The organism is Clostridium sp. HGF2, from assembly GCF_964240115.1.
GTDB classification, from domain to species: Bacteria; Bacillota_I; Bacilli_A; order Erysipelotrichales; family Erysipelotrichaceae; genus Clostridium_AQ; species Clostridium_AQ innocuum.
On record NZ_CAXSSO010000003.1, the window covers coordinates 235092 to 259271 of the forward strand.

Genomic DNA, 24180 nt, shown 5'->3' on the forward strand with positions numbered 1-24180 from the left:
GTATGTATGAGTGATTTAGTAAGAAAGCCTCTGTTTAATGAACACGGGGATTGCGAGGTCGGAAAGCGCCGCATGATCAATGGCAATACGACCAATCTGAATGATTTTAACAACATGAAATATACCTGGGTATCCGACTGGTACCGTCAGGCGATGAACAATTTCTGGATTCCTGAGGAAATCAACCTGAATCAGGATGTGAAGGACTACCGCAGGCTGCGTGAGGCAGAGAAAACGGCATATGACAAAACCCTGTCCTTTCTGATTTTTCTGGATTCCATTCAGACAGCGAATCTGCCCAATGTAGGGGAATATATAACCGCCAATGAGGTGAATCTGTGTCTGACGATACAGGCCTTTCAGGAGGCTGTTCACTCTCAGAGCTACAGCTATATGCTGGATTCCATCTGTTCACCGCAGGAACGCACAGATATTCTGTACCAGTGGAAGGACGATGAGCGTTTATTGAATCGAAACAAATTCATCGGGGATCTGTATAATGATTTCCAGACACATAGAGACGGCAGACATTTGATGAAAACGATGATGGCGAATTATATACTGGAGGGTATTTACTTTTATTCCGGCTTTATGTTTTTCTATAATCTGGGACGCATGGGAAAAATGCCGGGCTCCGTACAGGAAATCCGCTATATCAACCGGGATGAAAATACGCATCTATGGTTGTTTCGCTCTATGATTCTGGAGCTGCAAAAAGAGGAGCCGCAGCTGTTTACGGAAGAGCTGATTGAGGAATATAAGGACATGCTTCGCCATGGTGTGGAGGAGGAGATTCGCTGGGGAGGGTATGTGATAGGAAATCATATCGAAGGACTGACAATGGAAATGGTATCCGATTACATTCATTACCTGGGAAATCTTCGCAGCAATTCTCTTGGCTTCGGTTCCTTGTATGACGGCTTTGAAAATGAACCGAAATCCATGGAATGGGTATCCATGTATGCGAATGCCAATCTGATCAAAACCGATTTTTTTGAAGCACGCTCCTCCGCTTATGCGAAGAGCAGTGCGCTGGTGGATGATCTGTAGGCAGCTATAAAAACCATGTTTCTACTATCCTTTGTTTTTTAATACATCATGCAAAGGATTTCATAGGATGCGGATGTAATCGTATGGAATCCTTTTTTCTAATGGAACAGCATGCTTCATCGTACTGCGGTTTCATACGGATACCGTAATTGTACAGGCAATGCAAAGTACAGGTATGAATTGCAGGAAGACAGAGAAGAAAAGCAAGCAGCTATAAAGCCGGTTTGAAATTGCAGGCATGATATATGCAAAAGGTCTGCACAAGCAACTAGCTGTAATCCTGAAAAGTGATGCATACACCTGCTCTCATATTCAAGCATATACAATGCGGGGCATGAGAGTTGCTTTGATTGTTAGCCTATGGTAATATTTATGCAGATAAACAAGGAGGTCACAGTATGACGTATGTATATGCATCCAGAATGGGTAAAACAGAGAAATTGATTGAAAAGCTTGCGATTGACGCAATGAAAATAGAAAACGGTACAGAAACGGTGAAGGGTAATTACATTCTATTTACTTATACGGATGGGAATGGTGTCGTTCCAAACATCGTGGAGAGCTTCCTGGAAAACAACCCTGACGGCTTAAAGGGTGTTGTAGCCGGAGGAAGCAGAGAGCGCCATGCCGCAACCTTTGGCTGGGCGGGGGATATCATCTCAAAAAAATACAATGTTCCCTGTCTGCACAAGGTCGATGGTGAGGGCAGTGAAGAGGATGTTGAGAAAATAAAACAGATGATTCGCTAAGTATGTCCGCATAATCTATGCGGTCACAAGAAGGATTGGATGCCTGCAGTCTATATGCAGCTTCTGATCTTTTTTTGTAATCAAAGGAAGGCGATACGAACAAATGTATGGTTCAAATGTGAATTGTCTACTGATGATGCCTGAGGAAAGGTTCTTTTCTTACCTTAGGGTGTATGCAAAAGGAAGGATTCAGATTCTGATGATAAGCTACTATCGTATGGTTTTCTCCTTTAATTGAAATTCTCTGCAATCCCATTGGAAATTCCATACGGTCTTTTCATATACCGGTTTTTGTTCGTCATGGTTACTGTCGTACAGCTTTTCGGTCATCTTTCTTTCACTTTTTTCAAGTGCGTGGTATATTTTGGTTAGATATGGGTAACATATAGTGAAAACCCATGCAAAGGAGGCTTCACAATGAGTGAAAAAAGAAAAATCGTACTGGTTGGTACCGGCTTTGTCGGTATGAGCATGGCATATAGTTTTCTGAGCACCGGAGGAATTGACGAATTGGTGCTGCTTGATGTCGCAAAGGAAAAGGCAGTCGGAGAGGCGATGGATCTGCAGCACGGCTTGCCGTATGCCAGAGGTAAAATGGAAATCTATGCAGGAGATTATGCGGATTGCATAGATGCGAGTATTGTGGTGATTACAGCAGGAGCTGCCCAGAAGCCGGAGGAAACACGTCTGGACCTGACAGCGAAGAACGCAAAAATTATGAAGAGCGTTGTGGAAAGCATCATGGCAAGCGGCTTTGATGGTATACTGATCATTGCCAGCAATCCGGTGGATGGCATGACATACCTCGCACAGAAGGTCAGCGGTCTGCCAAAAGAGCGTGTCATCGGCTCCGGAACGATTCTGGATACGGCACGCCTTCGTTATATGATGAGTGAGTATCTGGATGTATCCAGCTCCAACATGCATGCCTATATTATGGGAGAGCATGGCGATTCCAGCTTTGTTCCGTGGACACATGCCTATGTCGGAAGCAAATCACTGCTGGAGCTGCTGGATGAAAAAGGAAAGCCGCTGTCCGACCTGCATGATATCTATACCAATGTGCAGCAGGCGGCATATGAAATTATCAATCGCAAGAAAGCGACTTTCTATGGTATCGGGCTTTCCTTAAACCGTCTGGTGCATGCTGTTCTGGACGATGAAAATGCCATTCTGACCGTTTCCGCTTATCAGGAAGGGGAATATCAACAAAAGGGCCTGTATATCGGCGTACCTGCAGTTGTGAACAGAGAGGGTGTCCGTGAGGTGATCCGCCTGAAGCTGAATGAGGTTGATCAGGCTAAATTTGACAGCAGCTGCAGGACCTTGAAAGAAATCAACCGGGACATCATTGATCCGCTGCTTTGATTCAGACAGTTTTCTACAGGAGATAAGGAAATGATTGCTGTTTTCTTATCTTCTTTTTTATGGTAAAGTAAAGAATGATTGGAATATCTGGAGGTAGTTTCTTTATGAATGAGAAAAGAAAAATCGTACTGGTTGGCTGTGGCTTTGTCGGTATGAGCATGGCGTACAGCTTTTTGAATACCGGAGGAATCGACGAGCTGGTGCTGATCGATGTGGATCAGGAAAAGGCGATCGGAGAGGCGATGGATTTGCAGCATGGGTTGCCCTACGCAAGAGGTAAGATGAGTATCAAGGCAGGTGGCTATGAGGAATGTCGGGATGCGGCAGTCGTTGTGATAACAGCCGGTGTTACACAGAAGCCGACGGAAACACGTCTGGATCTTACAGCGAGAGACACGGTGATTATGAAAAGCGTAACCGAGCAGATTATGGCGAGCGGCTTTGACGGTATCCTGGTTATTGCCAGCAATCCGGTGGATGCCATGACCTATGTTGCGCAAAAGGTGAGCGGACTGCCGACGGAGCGTGTCATCGGCTCCGGAACGATTCTGGACACAGCCCGCCTACGCTATATGATGAGCGAATATCTGGATGTTTCCACCAGCAATATTCACGCGTATATCATGGGCGAGCATGGAGATTCCAGCTTTGTGCCATGGACCAATGCCTATGTCGGCTGCAAGAATCTGCTGGACCTGCTGGATGAAAAGGGCAGAGATTTATCCGATTTGCATGACATCTACACAAATGTACAGCAGGCAGGGTATGAAATCGTGAAGCGCAAGCGTTCCACCTATTATGGAATCGGACTGTCGCTGAACCGGCTGGTGCATGCCATTCTGGATGATGAGAATGTTATTCTGACAGTGTCTGCGTATCAGAATAACGAATATGGTCAAGAGGGGCTGTATATCGGTGTACCGGCAGTTGTCAACCGTCAGGGAATCCGTGAAATCGTAAAGCTGGATCTGAATGAAGTGGATCAGGCGAAGTTTAACCAGAGCTGTGAAACAATTCGTGATATCAACACGGATGCAGTTGATCCGCTGCTATAGAAAACAAACAGCGCATTGCCAGTCCAGTGTGCAGAAAATGGAAAGTCAGGCATCCCTGCTTACAGGGATTGGTTCTTTCTCAATTGTGGGTAAACTTAATATAGGGAGACATCCATACTATTGTAGTTATCAATAGAAGCTAAAGTCTCCCTTTTGCAAATACCCTAACGTAAGAAAGAACCCGGAAATTTGCCGGCTTTCTTTTTTTATACCGGTCATTTGGAAGGTACAGCAGTATGAGGTTCAAAATAATTTATGGAAGGATCTAAGAGCTTACGGTATGCGAGCATGTGAATTATGCTTCATCCCTGCGCGTTTTTCCTGTATAATAAACATGGAAAAACAGAGTGAGCATACATCAGATGAAAACGGAGGAATGAACAATGAAGCAGACGATGATAGGAACCTGGAAGATGGCATTTGACGGTATCCGCAGGGGAGCAGCGGTTTTGCGGGAGCAGAGTGTAAAGGAAGCCATACTAACAGCGATACAGGATGTGGAACAGCGCGAGGAATTTGTGTCGGTCGGAAAGGGCGGTCTTCCCAATATCGACGGGAATGTGCAGCTGGATGCAGCCTATATGGATGGAAAAACATTAAATTTTGGCGGTGTGATTGAGATGGAGAATGTGGCATCCGCAATCGAGGTCGCAGCATCCCTGTGCGGGAAGCATTGCAATTGTCTGCTTGCCGGAAAGGGAGCGGAAGGCTATGCACAGGAGGAAGGCTTCGCTTTTGCAAATAATCTTACCGAGGCTTCGAAGCAGCGTTGGAAACAGGCTAAGAAGGATGCGGATTTAAAGGCATATGACGGTCATGACACGGTTTGCGTGCTGGCCGCAAAGGATGATGAAATGGCTGCGGGTGTGTCTACCTCCGGGTTGTTTTTAAAGCATGCCGGCAGAGTGGGGGACAGCCCGGTCATCGGCTCCGGCTTTTACAGTGACGCAATGGCCGGCAGTGCAGCGGCAACCGGTCTAGGAGAAGATATTATGCGTGGCTGTCTGTCTGTTCGGGTTGTTGATCTGATGCGTGCAGGGTTAGCCGTACAGGATGCTTTGATTCAGGTGCTGGATACCCATATGGCACGTATGAAGCAGGCTGGAAACGACTGTGATGCCATATCCATGATTGCCATGGATACAAAGGGGAACTGTGCTGCTGTGACAAATTTAAAGGAATTTCCTTATGTTGTGGCACAGGATGGTGAGGTAACCCTCATGGTCGCGGCATATGAAAACGGAGTTCATCGCTGTTTTCCTGCCGATGAAGTGTGGTTGAAGCAATATAGCGGTGATTGATATGACTCCTTTACTTGATCATCTGCATGTCACCGTTCGTGATTTAAAACGTGCAGAACGCTTTTATGATCAATTTCTGCCACTGCTTGGCTTTGATCTGTTATAAGGAATATGATCGTAAGGAAGCAAATACATATGAAATAATAGAATACCATCATGCGGCGTTTTCCATCGGTATTGTCAGTCCGCGGAGCTGTTTTGAAAAGGAAAAGCTTAGCCGCAGGAAGCCTGGAGCTTTGCATCATGTGGCATTTATGGTAGACGATACGCAAACAGTGGATCGCTTATACGAGCAGGTCATGCAGATGAAGATGCAGATTGTTCATGCGCCAAGATTTTATCCGGAATACTGTGAGGACTATGATGCATTTTTTCTGAAGGACAGTGAAGGTATTGAACTGGAGATTACATGCTATGACAGGCGGAAATACTTCCCTTACATCAGCAGTGATACTGAAAACAGCAGGCATGGTAGCTGAAGCAAATGGATCTGGTAATGAAAAGACATTTTCAGGACTGTTGCAGCATCGTGATTTTTAAAATTGAAAACGCAAAGGTTTCCTATAACACCTTTGCGTATTTTCATTTACGAGAAACGTATCCTTCATCCATCAGTCGAAGTATGAAATCTTGTCTGGGTCAAAGCGATCCGCAATTTCTTTATCTTCACAACCGTAGCCCACAGCAATAACCGCAACCGGGAGTAAATCCTCCTTCAGTTTATAATAATTGCGAAAGTTATCTATGCGCTCCTTTCGCGGTCCCACGGCACACCAGCAGGTTGACAGTCCCTGATGCCGTGCTTCTATCAGGATGTTTTGGATCGCGGCACTGCAGTCACAGTACAGATATTCATCCAAATCGGTAGCTTTTTGATCACCCATCACAAGAATGGCGCAGGGCGCTGTTTTCATCATTCCTGTATAAGGCTGCAGGGTTGTCATCTCATCCAGAGCTTTCCGATTGCGAATCACCATGAATCGCCAGCTTTGTGTATTCCTTGCCGTAGGCGCATGCATGGCGGCGCGAAGTAGCTCCTCCAGCTTTTCCTTTTCTACTGTCCGATCTTCATAGCGGCGTATACTCTGCCTTGTCCATATTTCAGTAAGCATATGCTTTTCCTCCTTTTCCTTTTTCTTCAGTATAGCACAAATGAAGAAAAAAGACCTGCGAATAATGCGCAGATCTAATGACCGTTTGCGTATGCTTCCGGTACGCCGTAGCCGGCATCCAGCTTCAACAGGTAGTCCTTCTCATATTTCATTAAAGTGGAATAGGTGACAAACTGATAGCCCTGCTTCTTTAATTCCGGCAGGATGGTTTTCAGACTTTCCACGCTTGGCTCATATATATCATGAAACAAAATAACGATGTTGCCGTTCTTTGCCCCGTTTAATGCTGCAGCAGTGATGCTGGCGGCATTCTTGCTGGACCAGTCTCTTGTATCGATATCCCAGAACGCATAGCCAAGATGATTGCCCTTCAGCATATTGTTGTTTACCGCACCATATGGCGGACGGAAATATTGCGGCTCTGCACCGCAGATGGCATAGATTGCATCCTGAACCTTATAAATGTTTTCCGTGACCTGTGGAACAGACATGTATCCTTTTTTGGAAGCCGCAAGATCCATGGAATGATCCCAGGAATGATTCCCCAGCTCAAAGCCGCGGTTATACATTTCCTTTACTGTATCACGGTTTGCCTCCACGTTTTGTCCAAGCATAAAGAAAGTGGCGCGTCCGTCGTATTGTTCAAATATATCCATGACCTCCGAGGTATAGGCACTTGGCCCGTCATCAAAGGTAAAGGCGATCATCTTCTTTTTAGGGTCAACCTTTGGCTGTGCCCTGGCAACCGCTGTATCCTTCTGGTACAATGACGGTATATGGGAATCCTTCAGTCTTATGTATTTCCTATATTCCTTATATGGAATGGAAACGGTATGCTTTTCATCCAGATGGATACGCAGGCTTGTCTTTGTCATGGAAAGGGCACTAGTATCACGCTTTATATCCTTTTTCCAGCCCTGTTCTCCGGCCAGCCTTTTCACCAAAGCAAGATACTCACGGCGCAATACATCCTCCAGCACCAGCTGCTTCTTCTGCTTTTTATCATACAGCATCCACGTGGTCTCTGTATGCGTTTGCACACCATCAACATTGTATGTGTGTCTGTGGAATGCCAGATTCACATAGCGGTCAAAAAGCAGTGAGCTGTCATAATCAATGCTTGTAATCTGCTTCTTTGTCTTACCGGCCGCTGGCACAGTCTTTTTCTCGTATGCCTTGACAAGGCTGTTTAATTCCTTTTCTTCATATGCAGGGTAGGTAAAGGATACAAACGCCTCGTTCTCATATTCTTTACTGACCTGCTGTATATCTCCGTAATCTTTTCCTTTTGTTTCATAGGCTTTGTATGTTTCGTACGGATCATGAAACAGCATGCCGCTGATTTTCCATATTCCGAAGCCGATTGTGGTTATCACCACGGCACAGAGTACCAGTAAAATTGCCAGTCGATCCTTCCTTATTTTTTTTCTTCTCGTATTCATAATCCCTCCAAAACAGCTATCCGGTAATATTATAGCATCCTTTTACATAAATTACCTTGTGGTGGTTGAAAAATCATAAATTTCATAGCTCTGTAAGATATGGGAAATAATGAGGTCTGTTGGCGAAATGGATCCTGTAGCAATGAATACCACTGTGTATTTCATATGGAAGGTTGCGTATTGTCGTCATATGGATTCCAATTGCATAGGCATTACAAACGGTCTTGCATACATAGGATTGCATTACAGGCTGTACAAAAAAGCCATACCTGCAGCGGTATGGCAATACAACTGAATCGAATAGACTGCTGTTATAGCGAATTGATATGATGTTACTTCATGGAGGCAGGGATGACGATATTTTCATTTACCAGCTCTTCGTTTTTATATTTGCGAAGAGTGGAAAGGGAAACGAACTGATAGCCCTTTGCCTCCAGCTTCGGCAGCACCTGCAGGATGGCATCTCTGGAAAAATCGTGGATATCATGCAGTAGGATAACAGAGCCGTCATGCACATTCTGCATGATATTCTGGGTGATGATATCTGCGTTTTTATTGCTCCAATCTAGAGTATCCAAATCCCAGAGTGCGAAATCCAGAGTGGATACGGCGCGTACATTGTTATTCAATGCACCATAGGGTGGACGAAACATCGTCGCATCCGCACCGCATGCCGCAAATATGGCGTCCTGTGTGTTATAAATTTCATCACTTACTTCAGCTTTGCTCATCGCATCACTTTTGCTTGCAGCGATCCGCATGGAGTGGTCCCAGGAATGATTTCCCACCTCAAAGCCGCGTTTATACATGTCGCGAACGATATCCGTGTGATCCACACCGGTCGTGTCGTCCTTCACATTCTGTCCCAGCATAAAGAAGGTGGCACGTCCGTTGTATTTCTCAAATTCCTTCATGATGATTTGTGTATTTTGCCAATGCGGACCGTCGTCAAAGGTGAAGGCAATCATTTTCTTGTTGGGATCCACCTTCTGCTCTGTCGGAATGATCGCGTCTTTTTGATATAGTGAAGGAATGTTTCGGTTCGCAAGGCGGATGTATTTCTTATATTCCTTATAGGGAAGGGCCATCCCTTTTGTTTCCTTGCCGGTATAGAGCATAAGCCCGTCTTTTTCAACCTGCACCTGCAGGGAAGGGATGCTGGGGGTTTTTATGCCTGCTGTCTCTGCCAGCTTTTTTACCACCTGCACATAATCCCGACGCAGGGCATCCTGCACGGTGATCAGCTTTCTCTGTTTGGTATCATAGGTATAGTGATTTCTGACTTCATCCACCTGTTTTTCATCAGCATCATAAATCTTCTGTATAAAGGTTAGATTCACATACTGATCAAACAGCTTTTCACTGGCATAATCAATCGCGATATACTGCATGCCTTCATGCTTGCGCTTTGTCTGTATACTTGTACTGCGATAGGTTTGTACGATTTCATTGAGCTGTTTATCTTCAAACTTCGGATAATAGAAGGAAAGATAATAGGTATCCTCCTTCTCCTCGGTGAAATGCTCCATCGTACCTTCCTTCTTATTGCTTTCGTCATAGGTGTTGTAGGCCGCATACGCATCCTCAGCCATGATTTTATAAATCCCGAAGCCGCCTGCCAGCAGCAGAACCGGTATCAGTATCAGCAGTATAAGCCGCTTTGGGTTGACATGTCTGTTCCGTTTGTATTCCTGTTTCATCATTACTTTCCTCCTGTATACTTGTGAAGCTCACTGCAAGGTATTTTAAATTCCTGTGTTCCCATATACCCAGGGGCAATGGAATATTTTTCAAAGATGATGACAACGTTTCCCTTGCTGTCAATATAGTATGGCTGATTTTTACGGATTCCCTGAAATCCCATCGCTCCGTCAAAATAGCTTGCATTTTCATTTTGCTCAGTACGCTCTTTGATTTGTCTGCGGACACTGGTGTTAATAATATCCTCATAATCCTTGCCAAACAAATTCTGCAGTGTGATGTCTCTTCCACTGGATAAATCCAGATTGAAGGTCTGATATTCCTGCATGGAGGTATTCAGCTGATAGTTTGTCATAATCTGGAAGGATAACAGGTTCTTTTGATTACAGGTGATTTTATAATCGATTGTGACCTCTGTTTTTGCGGTCAGCGATTCCACCTTTTCCTTTTTCATCATTTCCCGAACCTGTGCACTGTCCTTATACAGCTGCTCGGTGGTTTTATTGATGCGCTCCTCAATCTGTTTATTCACACGCTCCTCCATCTCTGGATTTCCCGTGTTTTTCACCTCCGGAACCTTGACGCTTAAGGAATCCACATCACTGGTTTTCTGATATTCTCGCACGCACAGAATACGGGAGACATCGCCCAGCAGAGGAATCGCGAATACGCTTTGGGCAAACGCCGGTACGGTGTTCAGCACAATCAGATAGCCTATAAGGGCAGCACTGAGCGCAGGCTTCCATAGCCTGTAAAAGGTAAAGCGGCTCTGCTTTTTCTGTGCCTGATCGATGCAGGTATCCATAAAGCTGTCCAAATCCTGCGGTGTCTGTATTTCCTCATATTCCTGTCGTAGCTTATCTACCTTTTTCATACATCCTGTTCCTCCATCTGTATACGCATGTCCTTCAATCCTTTATAAAGCCGTGTCTTTACGGTACTTAAAGGCATTGACAGGATATCCGAAATTTCATCCAGCTTGCGGTCTTCGAAAAAGCGGAGGATGAGAATGGTTCTGGTTTTCGGATCCAATGCAAACAGCAGCTGATGAAGCTCCTCACTGAGCAGCATGTCGGTATGCTCCTGCAGCATGATGTCTTCCTCCAGCGGATATACAGATTCCCGACGCTGCTTACGGATTTGATCCAGACAGGTATTGATGAGAATTCTGTAGAACCAGGTATCCATATACTCCATGTTTTTCAATCTGGTCAGACCGGTAAATGCCTTTAGGATTGCATTCTGCAGCATATCCTTGGCATCTGCATCGCTATGCATATAAGAATATGCCAGACGATACAGGCGTTTTTCATTCGATTTTAAATAGAATTCCAGATCGTCCGGATGCAGTCGCTGTTTCATGTACCGTGTCTCCTATCTTGCTGTTTCAGTTATTAGACGCATATTACAGGAAGAAAGTTTGAAAAATTTATAGAAATTTGTATAAATCAGTCGAATCCTGCTCATATGTATTATGACATGAAACCCTGTTTGCGCATACGGAGAACTTCTTAAAAAAGCTTAAATGAAGACTGGGCAATTCTCTTTACAAATGTCTGAAAAAGGCGCATACTGTATGTATAAAATAAGAATAATTCTTAATATTAAAGGAGGAAGCAATATGGATCAAACAGCATTTTTTAAATTGAGCTACGGCTTATACATCATTTCAACTACTTCAGAGGGAAAGGATGCAGGCTGCGTTGCAAATACCCTGCATCAGGTAACCTCATCTCCTGCACAGCTTGCGGTAACCCTGAACAAGGACAATTATACGGAGCAGCTGATTGAAAAATCAGGACGCTTCAGTGCAGTCGTGCTGACGCAGAACTGCGGTATGGATATCATTAAAAATTTCGGCTTTTGTTCCAGCAGGGACAATGACAAATTCGCGCAGTGCACTTACCGAAGAGATACACACGGGGTTCCCTATCCCAGTGAGCACATGGCGGCACGCTACAGTCTCAAGGTTGTAAAAACACTTGATTTGGGTACGCATGTCATGTTTGTTGGGGAAGTGGAAGAGGCAGAAGTGCTCAGTGAGGAAGAGGTTATGACCTATGCTTACTATCATCAGGTGAAAAACGGAGCTACCCCGAAGAATGCACCGAGCTATCAGGAAAAGAGTGAAAAAAGCGGCTGGAGATGTACAATCTGCGGTTACATCTATGAAGGAGATCCGCTTCCACAGGACTATGTATGTCCGTTATGCGGTGCACCTGCGGCATTGTTTGAAAAGCTGTAAACAAAGACAAATCCGGCAGTTGTTGAATAGGAGCATGCACAGTCACTGTAGGCGGGGAATGCCATGCAGCTGATTGGAAGAGGCAGTTGCATACTTATAAGCCTTATGCATATGTAGAGACTGTTCGCCATACATGCAGCAGAGGAAAGAGTAGTCTTTCTTCTGATGACATTTAAAATCATATACGTGCAGGTGAGTCTGGTCAGTGGCAATAGCTGAGCAGGCTCTTTTTTCTGCCTGCAGAAGCAGACAGGGGGCATATGGCAGTATACCGCAATTGCTTACCTACGAAAGTCTGCATACAGAGAAGCGTTAATCACAAGCAGCTTGAGAGCAATCCTTTTGTGTAGCGCTATCCTATTTTATTTACCAGATAATTTCCAGAGGAAACGTCTGCATACGTGCTTGCTCTTTTTCATGTAAATATCACGACCCTCCTTGTTTTTTTCTTCCGTATATAAGGTAGCAAATGCATGTATCCTACTTGTATCCGATAAAAATACAATAAAGTGGAAGCATGCTACAGTGCGGAAGGTAGCATCCGGTTCCCGCATTTACACACCTGCTGGTATTTATGATTTCATTAGAGACAGCCGAAAAAGCGATAAAAAAGAACATCGCAGGATGTTCCAGGGATGACCCTTTTACGAATACATGAATATACGTAGTACAGTTACGAATTATAAATATGGATGATGCCGGTATCGTTTAAATTCTGTACAATCAATATGAGAATCGGAAGTATGAAGATACCAAGAAAGCCGAACAGCCTTGCCCCCAGGTACATGCACATAAGCATCAGCAGAGGATGCAGACCGATCTGTTTTCCAACGATTTTCGGTTCAATGATATTGCGTATCACGGTGATGACAAGATACAGAATGAGCAGACCCACACCTGTTTTCACCTGATTGTTCAAAAAACTGATTAGAATCCAGGGAAGCATGATGCCACCGGTTCCAAGCACAGGCAGTACATCAAAAATAGCAATCAGAAAGGCAATGACGAGTGCGTTTTCAATCCCCAGTATATGCAGTCCGACGGTCAGCTCGAAAAAGGTCAGCAGCATGATTTTGCCATAGGCGACGGCGAAGCGTGCAATCGTATCGGTGAAATAGTGCCGGGAGGTAAAGACGATCTGTGCTCCCTTCTCCGGAAGCTGCCGGATAAAAAAGGCTATGATGCGCGGATAATCGGCATTAAAGAAAAAGGAGGATATGATGGCGAAGAAGAAGGCGATAAGCAGATTGGGAAGGGAGGACGCAAAGCCGGTGAACAGGGATACCAGATGCTTGGACAGGGAGGATATGATACTGTATAAAGAAGACTGCAGTCCGTCCAGAAAGGACTGGATGGCCTGCGCACCTGTGATATCCACCTCCTTCCATACACTTTCCACATTTCCCAGCGTATCGTTGAGAAACGGCTCCAGATTTTGCTGATACAGTCTTGGTATGTCTTCCACAAAATCCTTCAGGAATGCAAAGCCCTTCATAAATAGCAGTGTCACAAAGGCACCGATGGTCGCATAAAAGACCAGAATCACAATTGATGACCAAAGCTTTTCATGACCGCCGCTCAGCGCTGTCAGCCTTTTGATGAGCGGACGCAGCATGAAGGCAATCAGAAAACCAATCAGAAAGGGCATGATCGCATACATCACATAGCGTAGAAACAGATACAGCAGTGCCAGTATGAGGCAGCTGTAAACAAAATGGATGATAAAGGCTCTTTGTTTTTCCGTATTCATAATACTTCCTCCTTTGCGGTTGCTTCGTAATCCGCGGAAATGTTTGTGTCAGATGCTTTATAGACGGATTGCAATGCTGAACAACTGATGTATGAAAGAACAGCGGTGGCGGATGATGTTTGCACAAGCTGCCTTGTGCTTGTCCGGCAGGGCGTGTCCGGGTTTGGAAAACCTATTTTTGATGCTATACAGAGAGTATAGATACAGTATAGAAAAAAAGAACCGAGAAGTGTGCGGATTCCTGTCATATACTCAGGAATACAGATACAGCTTACGGTTCTTTTTTACTTTTGTGTGTGTGCTAACAGAGTGAATACAGCTTCTGTCGATCAATACGATCGTGTTGAATTCTTATGCTTTAAATTTACCGTCGATCAAGTAAGGACTCATTTACTTCCCGTCCTCTTTTTTTCTGCGTTCATTGATGATGGAAAACAGCCGCTCTGCATTGATCCGTGAGATAGCTTCTATTCTTGTCGGGAATGCCTTCTGTAATCGGATATGGGTGCGTTTGCGTTTGGTGTGAAGGGATGTAATGCGCTGTCGCAGCCTTTCGATACGCTCCAGAAGAATCTCATCCGCATTGGTGGAATCCAGAACCCGTGCTACCGCATCGCTTAGATTCTCCTGAAGCAAAGTAATGCTGGCATTCGCAAATTCCTGCCGCAGCTCGCGGATGCTTTCCTCGATTTCCTGAAAATCCTTGTTCTTGCGCAGCAGTGCAAGTGCTGTGTTAAACAGGTCATAGCCAAACCCGAAAAGAGCGGCTGTACATAGCATAGTCTGCATCCCGGGGGAAAACAGATGCACAAATTCCTGGATTGCCGGATGGATGAGATAATAGACAACCAGCACCATACAGCCGAACAGCAGGGAGTTTTTCAGGCAGACACGGCCGTGAATGTTGAATGGATAGCTTGAGTAATCCCACCATTTGGTATGAAAGAGAACCTCCATGCCCCAGCTCGTAACATACTCCAGGGCGCTTGTTACGACGATGCCCATAACAAACATGAGGGGAATGCTGTAACCGAAAGGATCGAGAATGTGAAGCACCGCCAGTGCTCCGCAGCCATAGATGGGACAGTAGGGACCGGCGAGAAATCCGCGGTTGATAAATGTATGCGCGGGGATGCTGCAGTAGATACATTCGCAGAGCCAGCCGAAAAAGCTGTACAGGAAGAAATATAAGATAAGCTCCATACGATCCTCTTAAAACTCCTGATACAGACGGTAATCGCCGAAATCGCGAATCGTCATAAGGGCATCACTGTACTTGCGCTTTTCCTTGTCATTCACTACGATCACATCAATTCCGGCATTGCGCGCTGCCATAACGCCGTTTTCGGTATCTTCAAACACAATGCATTCCTCTGCGGTTAGATCAATGTTGTGCAATGCCTCCAGATACATCTGGGGGTCCGGCTTGGAGCGGGTAACCTGCTGGGAGGTTATCACATAATCAAAATAGGCTTCCATGTGCTTTTCCCGCAATATATGGGATACGATTTCTGTCGCATTGTTGGTGCATAGACAGATTTTATAATTCTTTTGCTTTACATACTGCAGAAACATGAGTGCATCCTTTTTCAACGGGGCGTTGTCGTAATGCTCCAGCAGAAAATCACTCACCCGGCGTACAAGCTCCTTTCCTTCCGCAGGGTCCTCCACCTCCTGCAAAATGCGGGTCTCCATTTCCGCAAAGCTGCGAACGCGGGATTTCAGTATTTTCAGAATCAGTGTTTTCTGTACCGTTTTCAATTCGCTCAGTGCCTGCCTGAAGTTGATATTCTCATAGGTGTTGATGAGCGTTCCATCCATGTCAAACAGAATTCCTTTTTTTGTCATCGCATGTTCTCCTTTCGCATAATCGCATCCAGAAACTGGTTCAGCTTCTCCAGTCCCTTCACGATGATTTCCTTATCCTTATAATTGTACTGCTTCCACTGCTCCTCATAGTGCTGTTGGATCTTACGCGATATCGTCTGTACGCAAAGTGCTCCGCTTTGACTTGTGCAAAGCTCCACAATACGTTCATCCTGTTCCCTTTTTTTGCGAATCAGATAGCCGCTGTGCTCCAGCTTTTTGCAGAGAGCCGACATATTGCCTGCATCGGTGTGCAGTGCCTTTGCGACAGAACCGATTGTGGTGCAGGGGTGCTGCTGTATATAGGAGAGCACGGAATACTGCATGTCGGTAATGCGATAGTGCTCGTATTCTTCCTTCAGATAACGGGAACGCTGAAATGTCAGCTTGCGGTTCAATTCCTCTACCTGCTGTTCATACAGTGAAATATCCATATGCATGACTTCCTTTCCTTATTATATGTGATTTACATATTTTACAACTGTGTGCCCTCGCTGTCAATGGGCTTTGGTTTCAGGAAGCGGGAGGCGAAAATTCCATGAAACATTTTCATTTTTCACGAAACGAAAAAAACGGCAAAATATACATGAAATCGCTTGCAAAAATCATAAAATAAGATACAATATAACTATACTAGAAGTGATGCAAGAAAGGGGCGTGTGTTTTGTGACAGCAAACAGAATCATGAAAAAACCTGACACAGACAGTGCATTCCCTGACGTACCTGATGAAGATGTACGTAGTTTCTTCGCGGCCTTAGAATGGATGTAAAGTGCGATTGCTTTGCGTCCGTTTTTTTATTCAGATGATTCAGTATAAACTAAAGGAGGAATTAAAATGGATCAGAAATTCAACAAAGCATTCTGGGATGCATGTGCAAACGGTGATTTTGCAACGGTATGTGCGGAAATCAAGAAGGGTGCTGACATCAACTATCAGAACGGTGATGGAAGAACGGGTCTGATGCGTGCTGCCAAGCGTGATTACAAGGATATCGTACGCGTGCTGCTGGATAATGGTGCAGAGGTAAATCTGGAAGATAATAAAGGAAAGACCGCCATTATGGGGGCAGCGAAGAAAGGAAATAAAACCATCTGCAAGAAGCTGATCGAAGCAGGTGCGGATGTGAATACGTCGGATGATCGCGGCAGAACTGCGCTGATGCGTGCTGCTTTTCTTGGACATGATCGCTGCGTTGAGGTGCTGCTGGATGCCGGTGCTGAGATCAATGCGCAGGATGAGGTGGGCAGAAGTGCGTTAATGGAAGCCTGCGTTGCATTTAAAAAGGATGTTATCCGTATGCTGATTGAACGAAATGCGGATGTGAATCTCTGTGATAACAATGGCTGTACGGCATTGATGCGTGCGGCATATGGCGGATATGTGGGACTTGTGGAGGATCTGCTGGCAAACGGTGCGGATAAGGACCTGATTGATAAGGAAGGTCACAAGGCAATTCACTATGTACGCGAAGACTGTCTGGCTCAGCTGAAGCCGATACTGAAGTAGGAGGTAGCCTGTATGAGAGACTATCTGAGCCATGAGGTACGAAATGTAGTCGTACTCGGACACAGCGGTGTCGGTAAAACCGCAGTTATGGAAAGTATGCTGTATTTTACAAAGGCGAGTGATCGCTTTGGTGTTACGAGTGAGGGAAGCTCACTGATTGATTATGATCCGGAGGAAATACGACGCGGTATCTCCGTGTATGCTTCGCTGGTTCCGATCGAGTGGAAGGATTGCAAAATCAACTTTATCGATACACCGGGGTATGCGGATTTTATTCGCGGTGCGGAAGCGGGAATCGCGGTTGGAGACAGTGCCCTGATTGTCGTGGATGCCAAGGATGCTGTACAGCCCGGGACGATCAAGGCATGGGAGGCAGCACAGAAGCGCTCCATTCCGACAATCTTCTTTGTGAATAAGCTGGATGAGGATAATGCATCCTTTGATCAGGCATATTCCGTTCTGCGGGAAACCTTTGGTAAGAGCGTTATTCCGTTTGAAGTTCCGATTATGGAAAATGGAAAGACCATCGGCTCCGTGAATATTCTGCGTGACAAGGCATGGTATTTTGAAGGACCGCTGGCTGATCCGAACAAGGCACAGCCGGTACCGGAGGATATGACGGATATCGTTGCCGAATATAAGAATCAGATTGCGGAAGCGATTGCCATGAGTGATGATGAGCTGATGGAAAAATATTTCAGCGGTGAGGAATTCAGCGAGGCGGAGCTGACAAGAGGAGTACGTCTGGGTGTGCGGAATGGAGAAATTCGACCGGTGTTCAGCGGAAGTGCTACGCATAGTGTCGGTACAGAGCGTCTGATGGATCTGATTGTGAAATACTTCCCGACATATGGAGAAGCAGGAAGTATCATGGTCAGTGATTCCGAAACCAAGGAACCGGTTATGCTGGAAACAAATGAGAAGGAAACGCTGTGTGCACAGGTATTCAAGACGGTTGTCGATCCGTTTGTCGGACGTATTTCCTATATCAAGGTGTTGGCCGGTGTGATGAGCAGTGACTCTGTCGTATATAATGCAACCAAGGATCAGGTGGAGAAGATTTCAACCATCTTTATCGTCAAGGGGAAACACCAGACGGCAGTTGGAAAGCTGTTTACGGGTGATATTGGAGCCGTTGTCAAGCTGCAGGCTACACAGACCAATGATACCCTGTGTGAAAAGGGAAAGCACTATCTGGTAGAACCGATTCAATTCTCGGAGCCGATGCTTGGTATGGCGGTATTCCCGAATTCCAAGAATGATGAGGATAAAATGAGCAGTGCGCTTGCACGCATGGTGGAGGAGGATCCTACCCTGCGTCTGGAAAACAACAAGGAAACCAAGCAGACGATTCTGTATGGAATCGGTGATCAGCATATTGATGTTGTACTGAATAAGCTGAAGAACAAATATAAGGTGGAGGTGCGCCTGGAAACACCGAAGGTACCGTATCATGAGACAATTCGGAAAACGGCAGTCGGTGAAGGCCGGCATAAGAAGCAATCCGGCGGTCATGGACAGTTTGGGCACGTTTTCGTGGAATTTGCACCGAATCCGGATGAAGAGGAAATGGTATTTGAGGAAAAGGTATTCGGAGGCGCCGTTCCGCGTCAGTATTTCCCGGCGGTGGAAACAGGTCTTCGGGAATGTATGCAGCATGGTCTGCTGGCAGGCTACAAGGTAGTCAATATCAAGGCAACTCTGCTGGATGGAAAATATCATGATGTCGATTCCAGTGAGATGGCGTTTAAGCTGGCTGCCCGTCTTTCCTATAAGGCAGGTATTCCGGAAGCGAAGCCGATCCTGCTGGAGCCGATCGTGAATATTACCGTTAAGGTACCGGATGAATTCACCGGTACGATCATCGGCGATTTCAATAAGCGCCGTGGAGCAATCATGGGCATGGATATGGTTGACGGCTATCAGGAAATCACAGCACAGGTACCGCTGGCTGAAGTACAGAAATATCCGATCGAGCTGCGTGCGATGACACAGGGACGCGGAGTATATACACAAAGCTTTGACCGCTATGAGCCGGTACCATCGAATATTGCGGACGGTATTATTGCACAGCATAAGAAAGAAGCGGAAGAATAAACAGAGACGGGGATCTGCATGGCAGGTTCCCGTGTTCTTTATGAAAGAAGGAAAAACATAAATGAAGACAATGATAAGAAATGCACGAGTGCTTATGCATGCACAGCGGTGTGTGAAGGAGGAAGCCGTTCTGATCGAAGATGGCACGATTTTGGATATCGCTTCGGAATGTGAGCTTCCTCATGCCGAGCAGGTTATTGATGCAGAGGGATTGTATCTGGCACCGGGGCTGCTGGATACACATACGCATGGAATCGGCGGCTTCGATTTTAATACGTGTACTGCCCAAGCAATAGAGGAAATCATCGCTTTGGAGCATGCGGAAGGGGTCACCGGTTTTCTGGCCAGCCTGGTTGTGGAGAATCATGCAATGACGATGGAGCGGCTGCAGCTGCTGGATTCGCAGGTATCGGATTCCTTACTCGGTATTCATCTGGAGGGACCGTTTCTGAATCCGAAGCAGAAGGCTGTCATGAAGGAAGAATTTCTGCGTTTGCCGGATATTGAAGAATTTCGACAGTTTCTGCGTGTTTCTTCCCATGTTTCCTCAATGACGATAGCACCGGAGCTGCCTGATGCGCAAAGACTGATCAAGGAGGGGACAAGGCAGGGCATTGTCATGAATATCGGACACAGCATGGCAGATGCACAGCAGGTGATGCAGGCTCAGAGAAACGGAGCAAAGGGGATTACCCATCTGTATAATGCGATGAGTCAGCATGAGCACCGTAATCCCGGTGTGGTGACAGGTGCACTGCTTTCCGATCTGATGTGCGAGCTGATTGTGGACGGATTTCATGTACATCCGGATGTCGTACATGCCACCTATCGTGCTTTAGGGGATGATCGCATCATACTCATCAGTGACGCCAATCCATATAAGGCGGTAGCGGATGGAGAATATCCGTTTAGCGGCAAGAATATTGTCATTCAGGATGGAAAAGCTACGGTAAAGGAAACCGGGCGAATTGCAGGAAGCACGCTGGCAATGAATACTGCCCTGCGCAATATGTGCAGATATACCGGTTGCAGTGTGGAAAGTGCGGTGCGTATGGCGGCATATAATCCCGCAAGGCTGTATGGCTGGAAAAAAGGATCAATAGAGCCTGGCTATGATGCGGATTTGATGTTAATGGATGATGCGTTTCATATACACAGGGTCTGGCAAAGGAAATATTTTATGTAGAGGAAGGCAGGGAAAATCGTCTCTTCAACAACAAAAACAGCTTATTTGAGCATATATGCAGACTGCACATTTTCTTAGGATAATGCGTTTTTTATAAACCGTACTTTAACAGGGGAGGTATCAGCTTTTCTGTATGTGAATAGCGTAGCTTGTACACATGTATTGAAGCATAAGGCTTCCAAAGTGTGTTTCTTTATACGAAGAAATGGATGAAAATCAGCTATAAGGTGCGTAAATTTTGAATGATTTTCTCATCTATCAAGCGGTTGTCGTGCTGCATTGCAAGTATGATACTGCCTGCATCGGGAGAAAGGATTGGCGCAGTCAGCGTTAATGTTGGTTCGATGGACAAATATTCCTTTAACGGCTCCAGAATATAGCTACCGCTTTTGAATACGCCGCCGCTATAGGAAACAGGGATATTCTTGGAAGTGAAGGGCAGCTGCCGGTAAATCGCCAGATAAATATCAGCAAGCTCTTTTGCGGCTTCCTGAAAAATTTTCATTGCGACAGGATCATTTTGCTTTGCAAGTGTAAACACTGTCTGCGACATCGCGGCAACTCTGGTTCTGTCAAAGTTCCAATTCACAACACAAGTGGTTAGGATATCACTGTCCTCCTGTAGATGATATTGTGTTTTCACAGCTTCATATAATGCAGTTTTTGGTTCTCTGCCATCGCTTTGTTTAGTGAAATGCTGAATCAGCCGACAGGCGATCCAGTAGGCACTGCCTTCATCACCACCGAAGATATGGTGCCATCCTGCGCTTCTGCACATCTGCCCCTGTTCATTTTTTCCAAGTCCTATGGAACCGGTGCCTGCGATTACATTGATTCCTGCAGCTCCAGCCAGGGATCCTGCCAATGCGTTTTCCATATCGTTGCCTAGCATGTGCGGTATTTGCGGATAAGCTTTTTTGACAGCCCTTTCGATGGCGGGACTGTCCTTTTCTATATCCCGATATCCTGCACAGGCGATAAACGCAGCGGCGATTTGCTCTACCTTTATCGCACTGCTATTCAGGCAGTCATACAGGCCGTCCTGCATGACTTTGGTGACACCATCCAATCCGCATTGCAGATAATGACAGGTAGGCTGTATGCTTTGCGCCTGTACTCTGCCAAATGCATCACAGATGATGAATTTTGTCTTGGTTCCTCCCCCGTCTACTCCCAGATAATAGTTCATTCTTTCATATCCTTTCGTGCTGTAGAGTTTCGTTCGATGAATTTTGTTGGTAACAGAATATTGAGTATCGTCTCATCATGCTCATGGATCAGCTGATACAGCCGCTGAACCGAACGTTTTCCGATTTCGTGTGTTGGTACATCCACCGTGGATAACGGTGGAATCATATGTGCAGTGGTGGAAAGATTGTTGAAACCGATGATGGAAATATCTCTTGGACAGCGAATATCCATTTCATACAGCTTTCCAAGGATGACGGATGCGAGTGTATCGCTTCCCGCGAAAATAGCGTCTGGGCGATTCTCCTGCAGCATCAGCTGTTCGGTTTCCTGCACACATTTTTCAATATCCCAATCGCAATCAATTACGATTGAGGGATCATAGGGAATTCCTGCTTTGCGCAGAGATTCACGATATGCGATCATCCGCTTGCTATCTAAAAAGCAGGTATTTGGCGCTCCGCCACCGATATAGGCGATTCTGCGACATCCGCAGGCTAGAAAATGATCCATCACCTGGAAGGTTGCCTCAATATGATCAAATCCGACGTTGTTATAGTCGCAGCAGTATGGATCGATTCCTACGATGTAAGGAATGGATGCTGTTAAAGCTGCGAAGGTATCCTTTGGCAAATCCTCCATTAAAAGCAGTCCATCCAGATTCTGTCTGCACATTTCCGATAAAATAGCGGGATCTTTTAATTCATTGTAATTTTTTATGGAAGAAATTGCCATCCCATATTTCGTGCTTTCCTCCTCCGCGGATGCTAAAATAGAATTGAAAAAGGGATCACCGTATTTCTCTGAAGTAACTGCCATGATACAGCCGATATTGTATTTACTGGTCTTGGCTTTGCTTTTGAAGGTGTAGTTCAGTTCACGGACTGCATCTTCAATTTTTTTTCGTGTAGCCTCTGTCGCTTTGAAGGATTCATCGTTGGATAGGATACGGGATGCAGTGGCAAGGGATACACCAGCCAACTTAGCGACATCGCGAAGTGTTGACATATAACCATCTCCTTTCTGTTTACTAAACATTATAGAACAAAATTAGGGAAAAAGCAAATAATTTAGTAAAAATATTGTCTGTAAGCCTTTACAAACGGAAAGTGTTGCGGTATACTGTGGTTGCAATCAACTAAACAATAAACAAATGTTTAGTAAACAAAGAAAGGAAACTGTTTATGAAAAGGAAATTTGCATTTATTGGAGCCGGTTCTCTTGACTTTACCAGAGGACTGGTAAGGGATATCCTGACATTTGATGCTTTCAGAGACTGTGAAATCATGCTGATGGATATCAACGAAACACGTCTGAAATATGCCAAGGATGGTGTTATGCGCATTGTGGAGGCAGGAAGGTATCCTGCAGTCGTTCATGCGACAACTGATCGCAAAGAGGCTTTAAAGGATGCTGACGGTGTATTGATCACTATTTTGCAGGGAGGTGTTGAAGTCTGGCGGCATGATATCGAAATTCCAAAGAAATATGGAGTTGATATCTGTGTCGGAGATACACGCGGGCCATCTGGCATCTTTCGGTTTTTGCGTACGGCACCGGTTCTACTGGATATCATTCGTGATGTGGAGGTGCTTTGTCCGAATGCCATTGTATTGAATTATACAAACCCTATGGCAATGCTGGTCAGCTATCTGCAAACGCAGACAGAAGTTAATGTCACTGGCTTGTGCCACAGTGTACAGGGAACAGCAGAAATGCTGGCAAACTGGATTGGAGCCGATCCAAAGGAGATTTCCTATACCTGTGCCGGTATCAATCATCAGGCCTTCTATCTAAATTACGAATGGAAGGGGAAAGATGCCTATCCGCTGATTCAGAATGCTATTCAGCGAGAAGAGGTTGCCAATGAGGAAATGGTTCGAATCGAGATGTACCGGCATCTGGGGTATTTTCCAACCGAATCCAGTGGGCACAATTCCGAATATAATCCTTGGTTCCGCAAACGCAAGGATCTGATTGAAACCTACTGTACGCATGGAACCGGCTGGAATCCGGGAGCATATGCCTATATTCTGGATGAATATCTGGAACGTGAGGATACCTGGGAACAGGAGTACCGTGATTGGGTGAATCAAGGAGACATTGATTTGAAACGGGGAGAGGAATATGCATCCAATATCTTCAATGCCATCTTCGGAGATCACACACCGTATTTCTTCAACGGCAATTTGCGAAACAAAGGCTATATTCGAAACGTTATGGAGAATGCCTGTGTGGAGGTTCCGGTTGTTGCGACCAGCAAGGGGATTCATTCCATTCAGCAGATTACGCTTCCGGATCATCTGGCTCTGATGGTGGATCATTCTGCTCGCATCGAGGAGCTTGCTGTACAAGGAGCGCTAAACGGCGATCCACAGTTGATCTTTGAGGCGATACTCTTTGATCCATTGACGGCAAGTGTACTGAGTATGCAGGAAATTCACGATATGGTACAGGAAATGCTGCATAAAAACAAAGACTATCTGACATATTTCAAAACACTGGATTTGAAGAATTAAGACGGGAGTAAATCAAAACATTAAAGCAAAGCGAGGAGAAAA

At 45.5% G+C, this 24180-nt stretch carries 22 protein-coding genes; 11 read left to right on the forward strand and 11 right to left on the reverse strand.

Annotated features, from left to right (window positions below):
- The first annotated feature begins 6 nt into the window (after positions 1-6).
- The 6 genes from ACESPQ_RS07625 to ACESPQ_RS07650 all read left to right on the forward strand — a co-directional run bounded on the left by ACESPQ_RS07625 (position 7) and on the right by ACESPQ_RS07650 (position 6002).
- On the forward strand, positions 7-1050 hold the full coding sequence (locus ACESPQ_RS07625; RefSeq protein ID WP_002609536.1) for a ribonucleotide-diphosphate reductase subunit beta: 1044 nt from the start codon (positions 7-9) through the stop codon (positions 1048-1050).
- Positions 1051-1448: 398 nt separating this feature from the next.
- On the forward strand, positions 1449-1799 hold the full coding sequence (locus tag ACESPQ_RS07630) for a class Ib ribonucleoside-diphosphate reductase assembly flavoprotein NrdI (RefSeq protein WP_002609538.1): 351 nt from the start codon (positions 1449-1451) through the stop codon (positions 1797-1799).
- A 417-nt stretch (positions 1800-2216) separates the two neighbouring features.
- Positions 2217-3167, forward strand: coding sequence for an L-lactate dehydrogenase (locus ACESPQ_RS07635; RefSeq protein ID WP_373144201.1), 951 nt, complete (start codon positions 2217-2219; stop codon positions 3165-3167).
- Between the two features lie 104 nt (positions 3168-3271).
- The gene (locus ACESPQ_RS07640; RefSeq protein ID WP_002609542.1) at positions 3272-4222 is read left to right on the forward strand and encodes an L-lactate dehydrogenase; all 951 of its coding nucleotides are present in this window, start codon (positions 3272-3274) and stop codon (positions 4220-4222) included.
- Positions 4223-4605: 383 nt separating this feature from the next.
- Positions 4606-5523, forward strand: coding sequence for an isoaspartyl peptidase/L-asparaginase (locus tag ACESPQ_RS07645; RefSeq protein ID WP_373144202.1), 918 nt, complete (start codon positions 4606-4608; stop codon positions 5521-5523).
- Positions 5524-5588: 65 nt separating this feature from the next.
- Positions 5589-6002: a VOC family protein gene (locus ACESPQ_RS07650; protein WP_373144203.1), complete on the forward strand. Its 414-nt coding sequence runs from the start codon at positions 5589-5591 to the stop codon at positions 6000-6002.
- 132 nt (positions 6003-6134) lie between these two features.
- On the opposite strand, the gene ACESPQ_RS07655 is transcribed toward ACESPQ_RS07650, so the two are convergent.
- From ACESPQ_RS07655 to ACESPQ_RS07675, 5 genes are all read right to left on the reverse strand, one after another.
- A complete protein-coding gene (locus ACESPQ_RS07655) occupies positions 6135-6635 on the reverse strand; it encodes a nitroreductase family protein (protein ID WP_002609547.1) in 501 nt (166 codons plus the stop codon).
- A 74-nt stretch (positions 6636-6709) separates the two neighbouring features.
- The gene (locus ACESPQ_RS07660) at positions 6710-8077 is read right to left on the reverse strand and encodes a polysaccharide deacetylase family protein (RefSeq protein WP_109770850.1); all 1368 of its coding nucleotides are present in this window, start codon (positions 8075-8077) and stop codon (positions 6710-6712) included.
- Between the two features lie 332 nt (positions 8078-8409).
- Positions 8410-9780, reverse strand: a complete 1371-nt coding sequence (locus ACESPQ_RS07665) for a polysaccharide deacetylase family protein (RefSeq protein WP_257334667.1) — start codon at positions 9778-9780, stop codon at positions 8410-8412.
- Positions 9780-10652, reverse strand: a complete 873-nt coding sequence (locus tag ACESPQ_RS07670) for a DUF3298 and DUF4163 domain-containing protein (protein ID WP_002609552.1) — start codon at positions 10650-10652, stop codon at positions 9780-9782. The genes ACESPQ_RS07665 and ACESPQ_RS07670 overlap by 1 nt, the downstream gene beginning before the upstream one ends.
- Positions 10649-11140 (reverse strand): RNA polymerase sigma factor, encoded by a 492-nt coding sequence (locus ACESPQ_RS07675; protein ID WP_002609553.1) that lies wholly within the window; start codon positions 11138-11140, stop codon positions 10649-10651. Before ACESPQ_RS07675 ends, ACESPQ_RS07670 begins: the two co-directional genes overlap by 4 nt.
- 259 nt (positions 11141-11399) lie before the next feature.
- Here ACESPQ_RS07675 and ACESPQ_RS07680 point away from each other — a divergent pair, with 259 nt between their 5' ends.
- Positions 11400-12023, forward strand: coding sequence for a flavin reductase (locus tag ACESPQ_RS07680; protein WP_008728528.1), 624 nt, complete (start codon positions 11400-11402; stop codon positions 12021-12023).
- A gap of 673 nt (positions 12024-12696) precedes the next feature.
- Here the strand turns inward: ACESPQ_RS07680 and ytvI are convergent.
- The 4 genes from ytvI to ACESPQ_RS07700 all read right to left on the reverse strand — a co-directional run bounded on the left by ytvI (position 12697) and on the right by ACESPQ_RS07700 (position 16073).
- Positions 12697-13773 (reverse strand): sporulation integral membrane protein YtvI, encoded by a 1077-nt coding sequence (ytvI, locus tag ACESPQ_RS07685; RefSeq protein WP_009270872.1) that lies wholly within the window; start codon positions 13771-13773, stop codon positions 12697-12699.
- Positions 13774-14163: 390 nt separating this feature from the next.
- Complete coding sequence (locus ACESPQ_RS07690; protein WP_044906917.1) at positions 14164-14976, reverse strand: putative ABC transporter permease; 813 nt, start codon at positions 14974-14976, stop codon at positions 14164-14166.
- Positions 14977-14985: 9 nt separating this feature from the next.
- A complete protein-coding gene (locus tag ACESPQ_RS07695) occupies positions 14986-15621 on the reverse strand; it encodes an HAD family hydrolase (protein ID WP_002609561.1) in 636 nt (211 codons plus the stop codon).
- Positions 15618-16073, reverse strand: coding sequence for a MarR family winged helix-turn-helix transcriptional regulator (locus ACESPQ_RS07700; protein ID WP_002609563.1), 456 nt, complete (start codon positions 16071-16073; stop codon positions 15618-15620). The genes ACESPQ_RS07695 and ACESPQ_RS07700 overlap by 4 nt, the downstream gene beginning before the upstream one ends.
- Before the next feature lie 403 nt (positions 16074-16476).
- Between ACESPQ_RS07700 and ACESPQ_RS07705 the strand changes: the two genes are divergently transcribed.
- From ACESPQ_RS07705 to nagA, 3 genes are all read left to right on the forward strand, one after another.
- Positions 16477-17148, forward strand: coding sequence for an ankyrin repeat domain-containing protein (locus ACESPQ_RS07705; protein WP_002609564.1), 672 nt, complete (start codon positions 16477-16479; stop codon positions 17146-17148).
- A gap of 12 nt (positions 17149-17160) precedes the next feature.
- A complete protein-coding gene (gene fusA / locus ACESPQ_RS07710) occupies positions 17161-19245 on the forward strand; it encodes an elongation factor G (RefSeq protein ID WP_002609566.1) in 2085 nt (694 codons plus the stop codon).
- Positions 19246-19306: 61 nt separating this feature from the next.
- A complete protein-coding gene (gene nagA, locus ACESPQ_RS07715) occupies positions 19307-20431 on the forward strand; it encodes an N-acetylglucosamine-6-phosphate deacetylase (protein WP_002609568.1) in 1125 nt (374 codons plus the stop codon).
- 220 nt (positions 20432-20651) lie between these two features.
- On the opposite strand, the gene ACESPQ_RS07720 is transcribed toward nagA, so the two are convergent.
- A complete protein-coding gene (locus ACESPQ_RS07720) occupies positions 20652-21620 on the reverse strand; it encodes an N-acetylglucosamine kinase (protein ID WP_118002125.1) in 969 nt (322 codons plus the stop codon).
- A complete protein-coding gene (locus ACESPQ_RS07725) occupies positions 21617-22627 on the reverse strand; it encodes a LacI family DNA-binding transcriptional regulator (protein WP_002609572.1) in 1011 nt (336 codons plus the stop codon). Before ACESPQ_RS07725 ends, ACESPQ_RS07720 begins: the two co-directional genes overlap by 4 nt.
- A gap of 176 nt (positions 22628-22803) precedes the next feature.
- On the opposite strand from ACESPQ_RS07725, the gene melA reads away from it, so the two are divergent.
- On the forward strand, positions 22804-24138 hold the full coding sequence (gene melA / locus ACESPQ_RS07730; RefSeq protein WP_373144204.1) for an alpha-galactosidase: 1335 nt from the start codon (positions 22804-22806) through the stop codon (positions 24136-24138).
- The last annotated feature ends 42 nt before the right edge of the window (positions 24139-24180 follow it).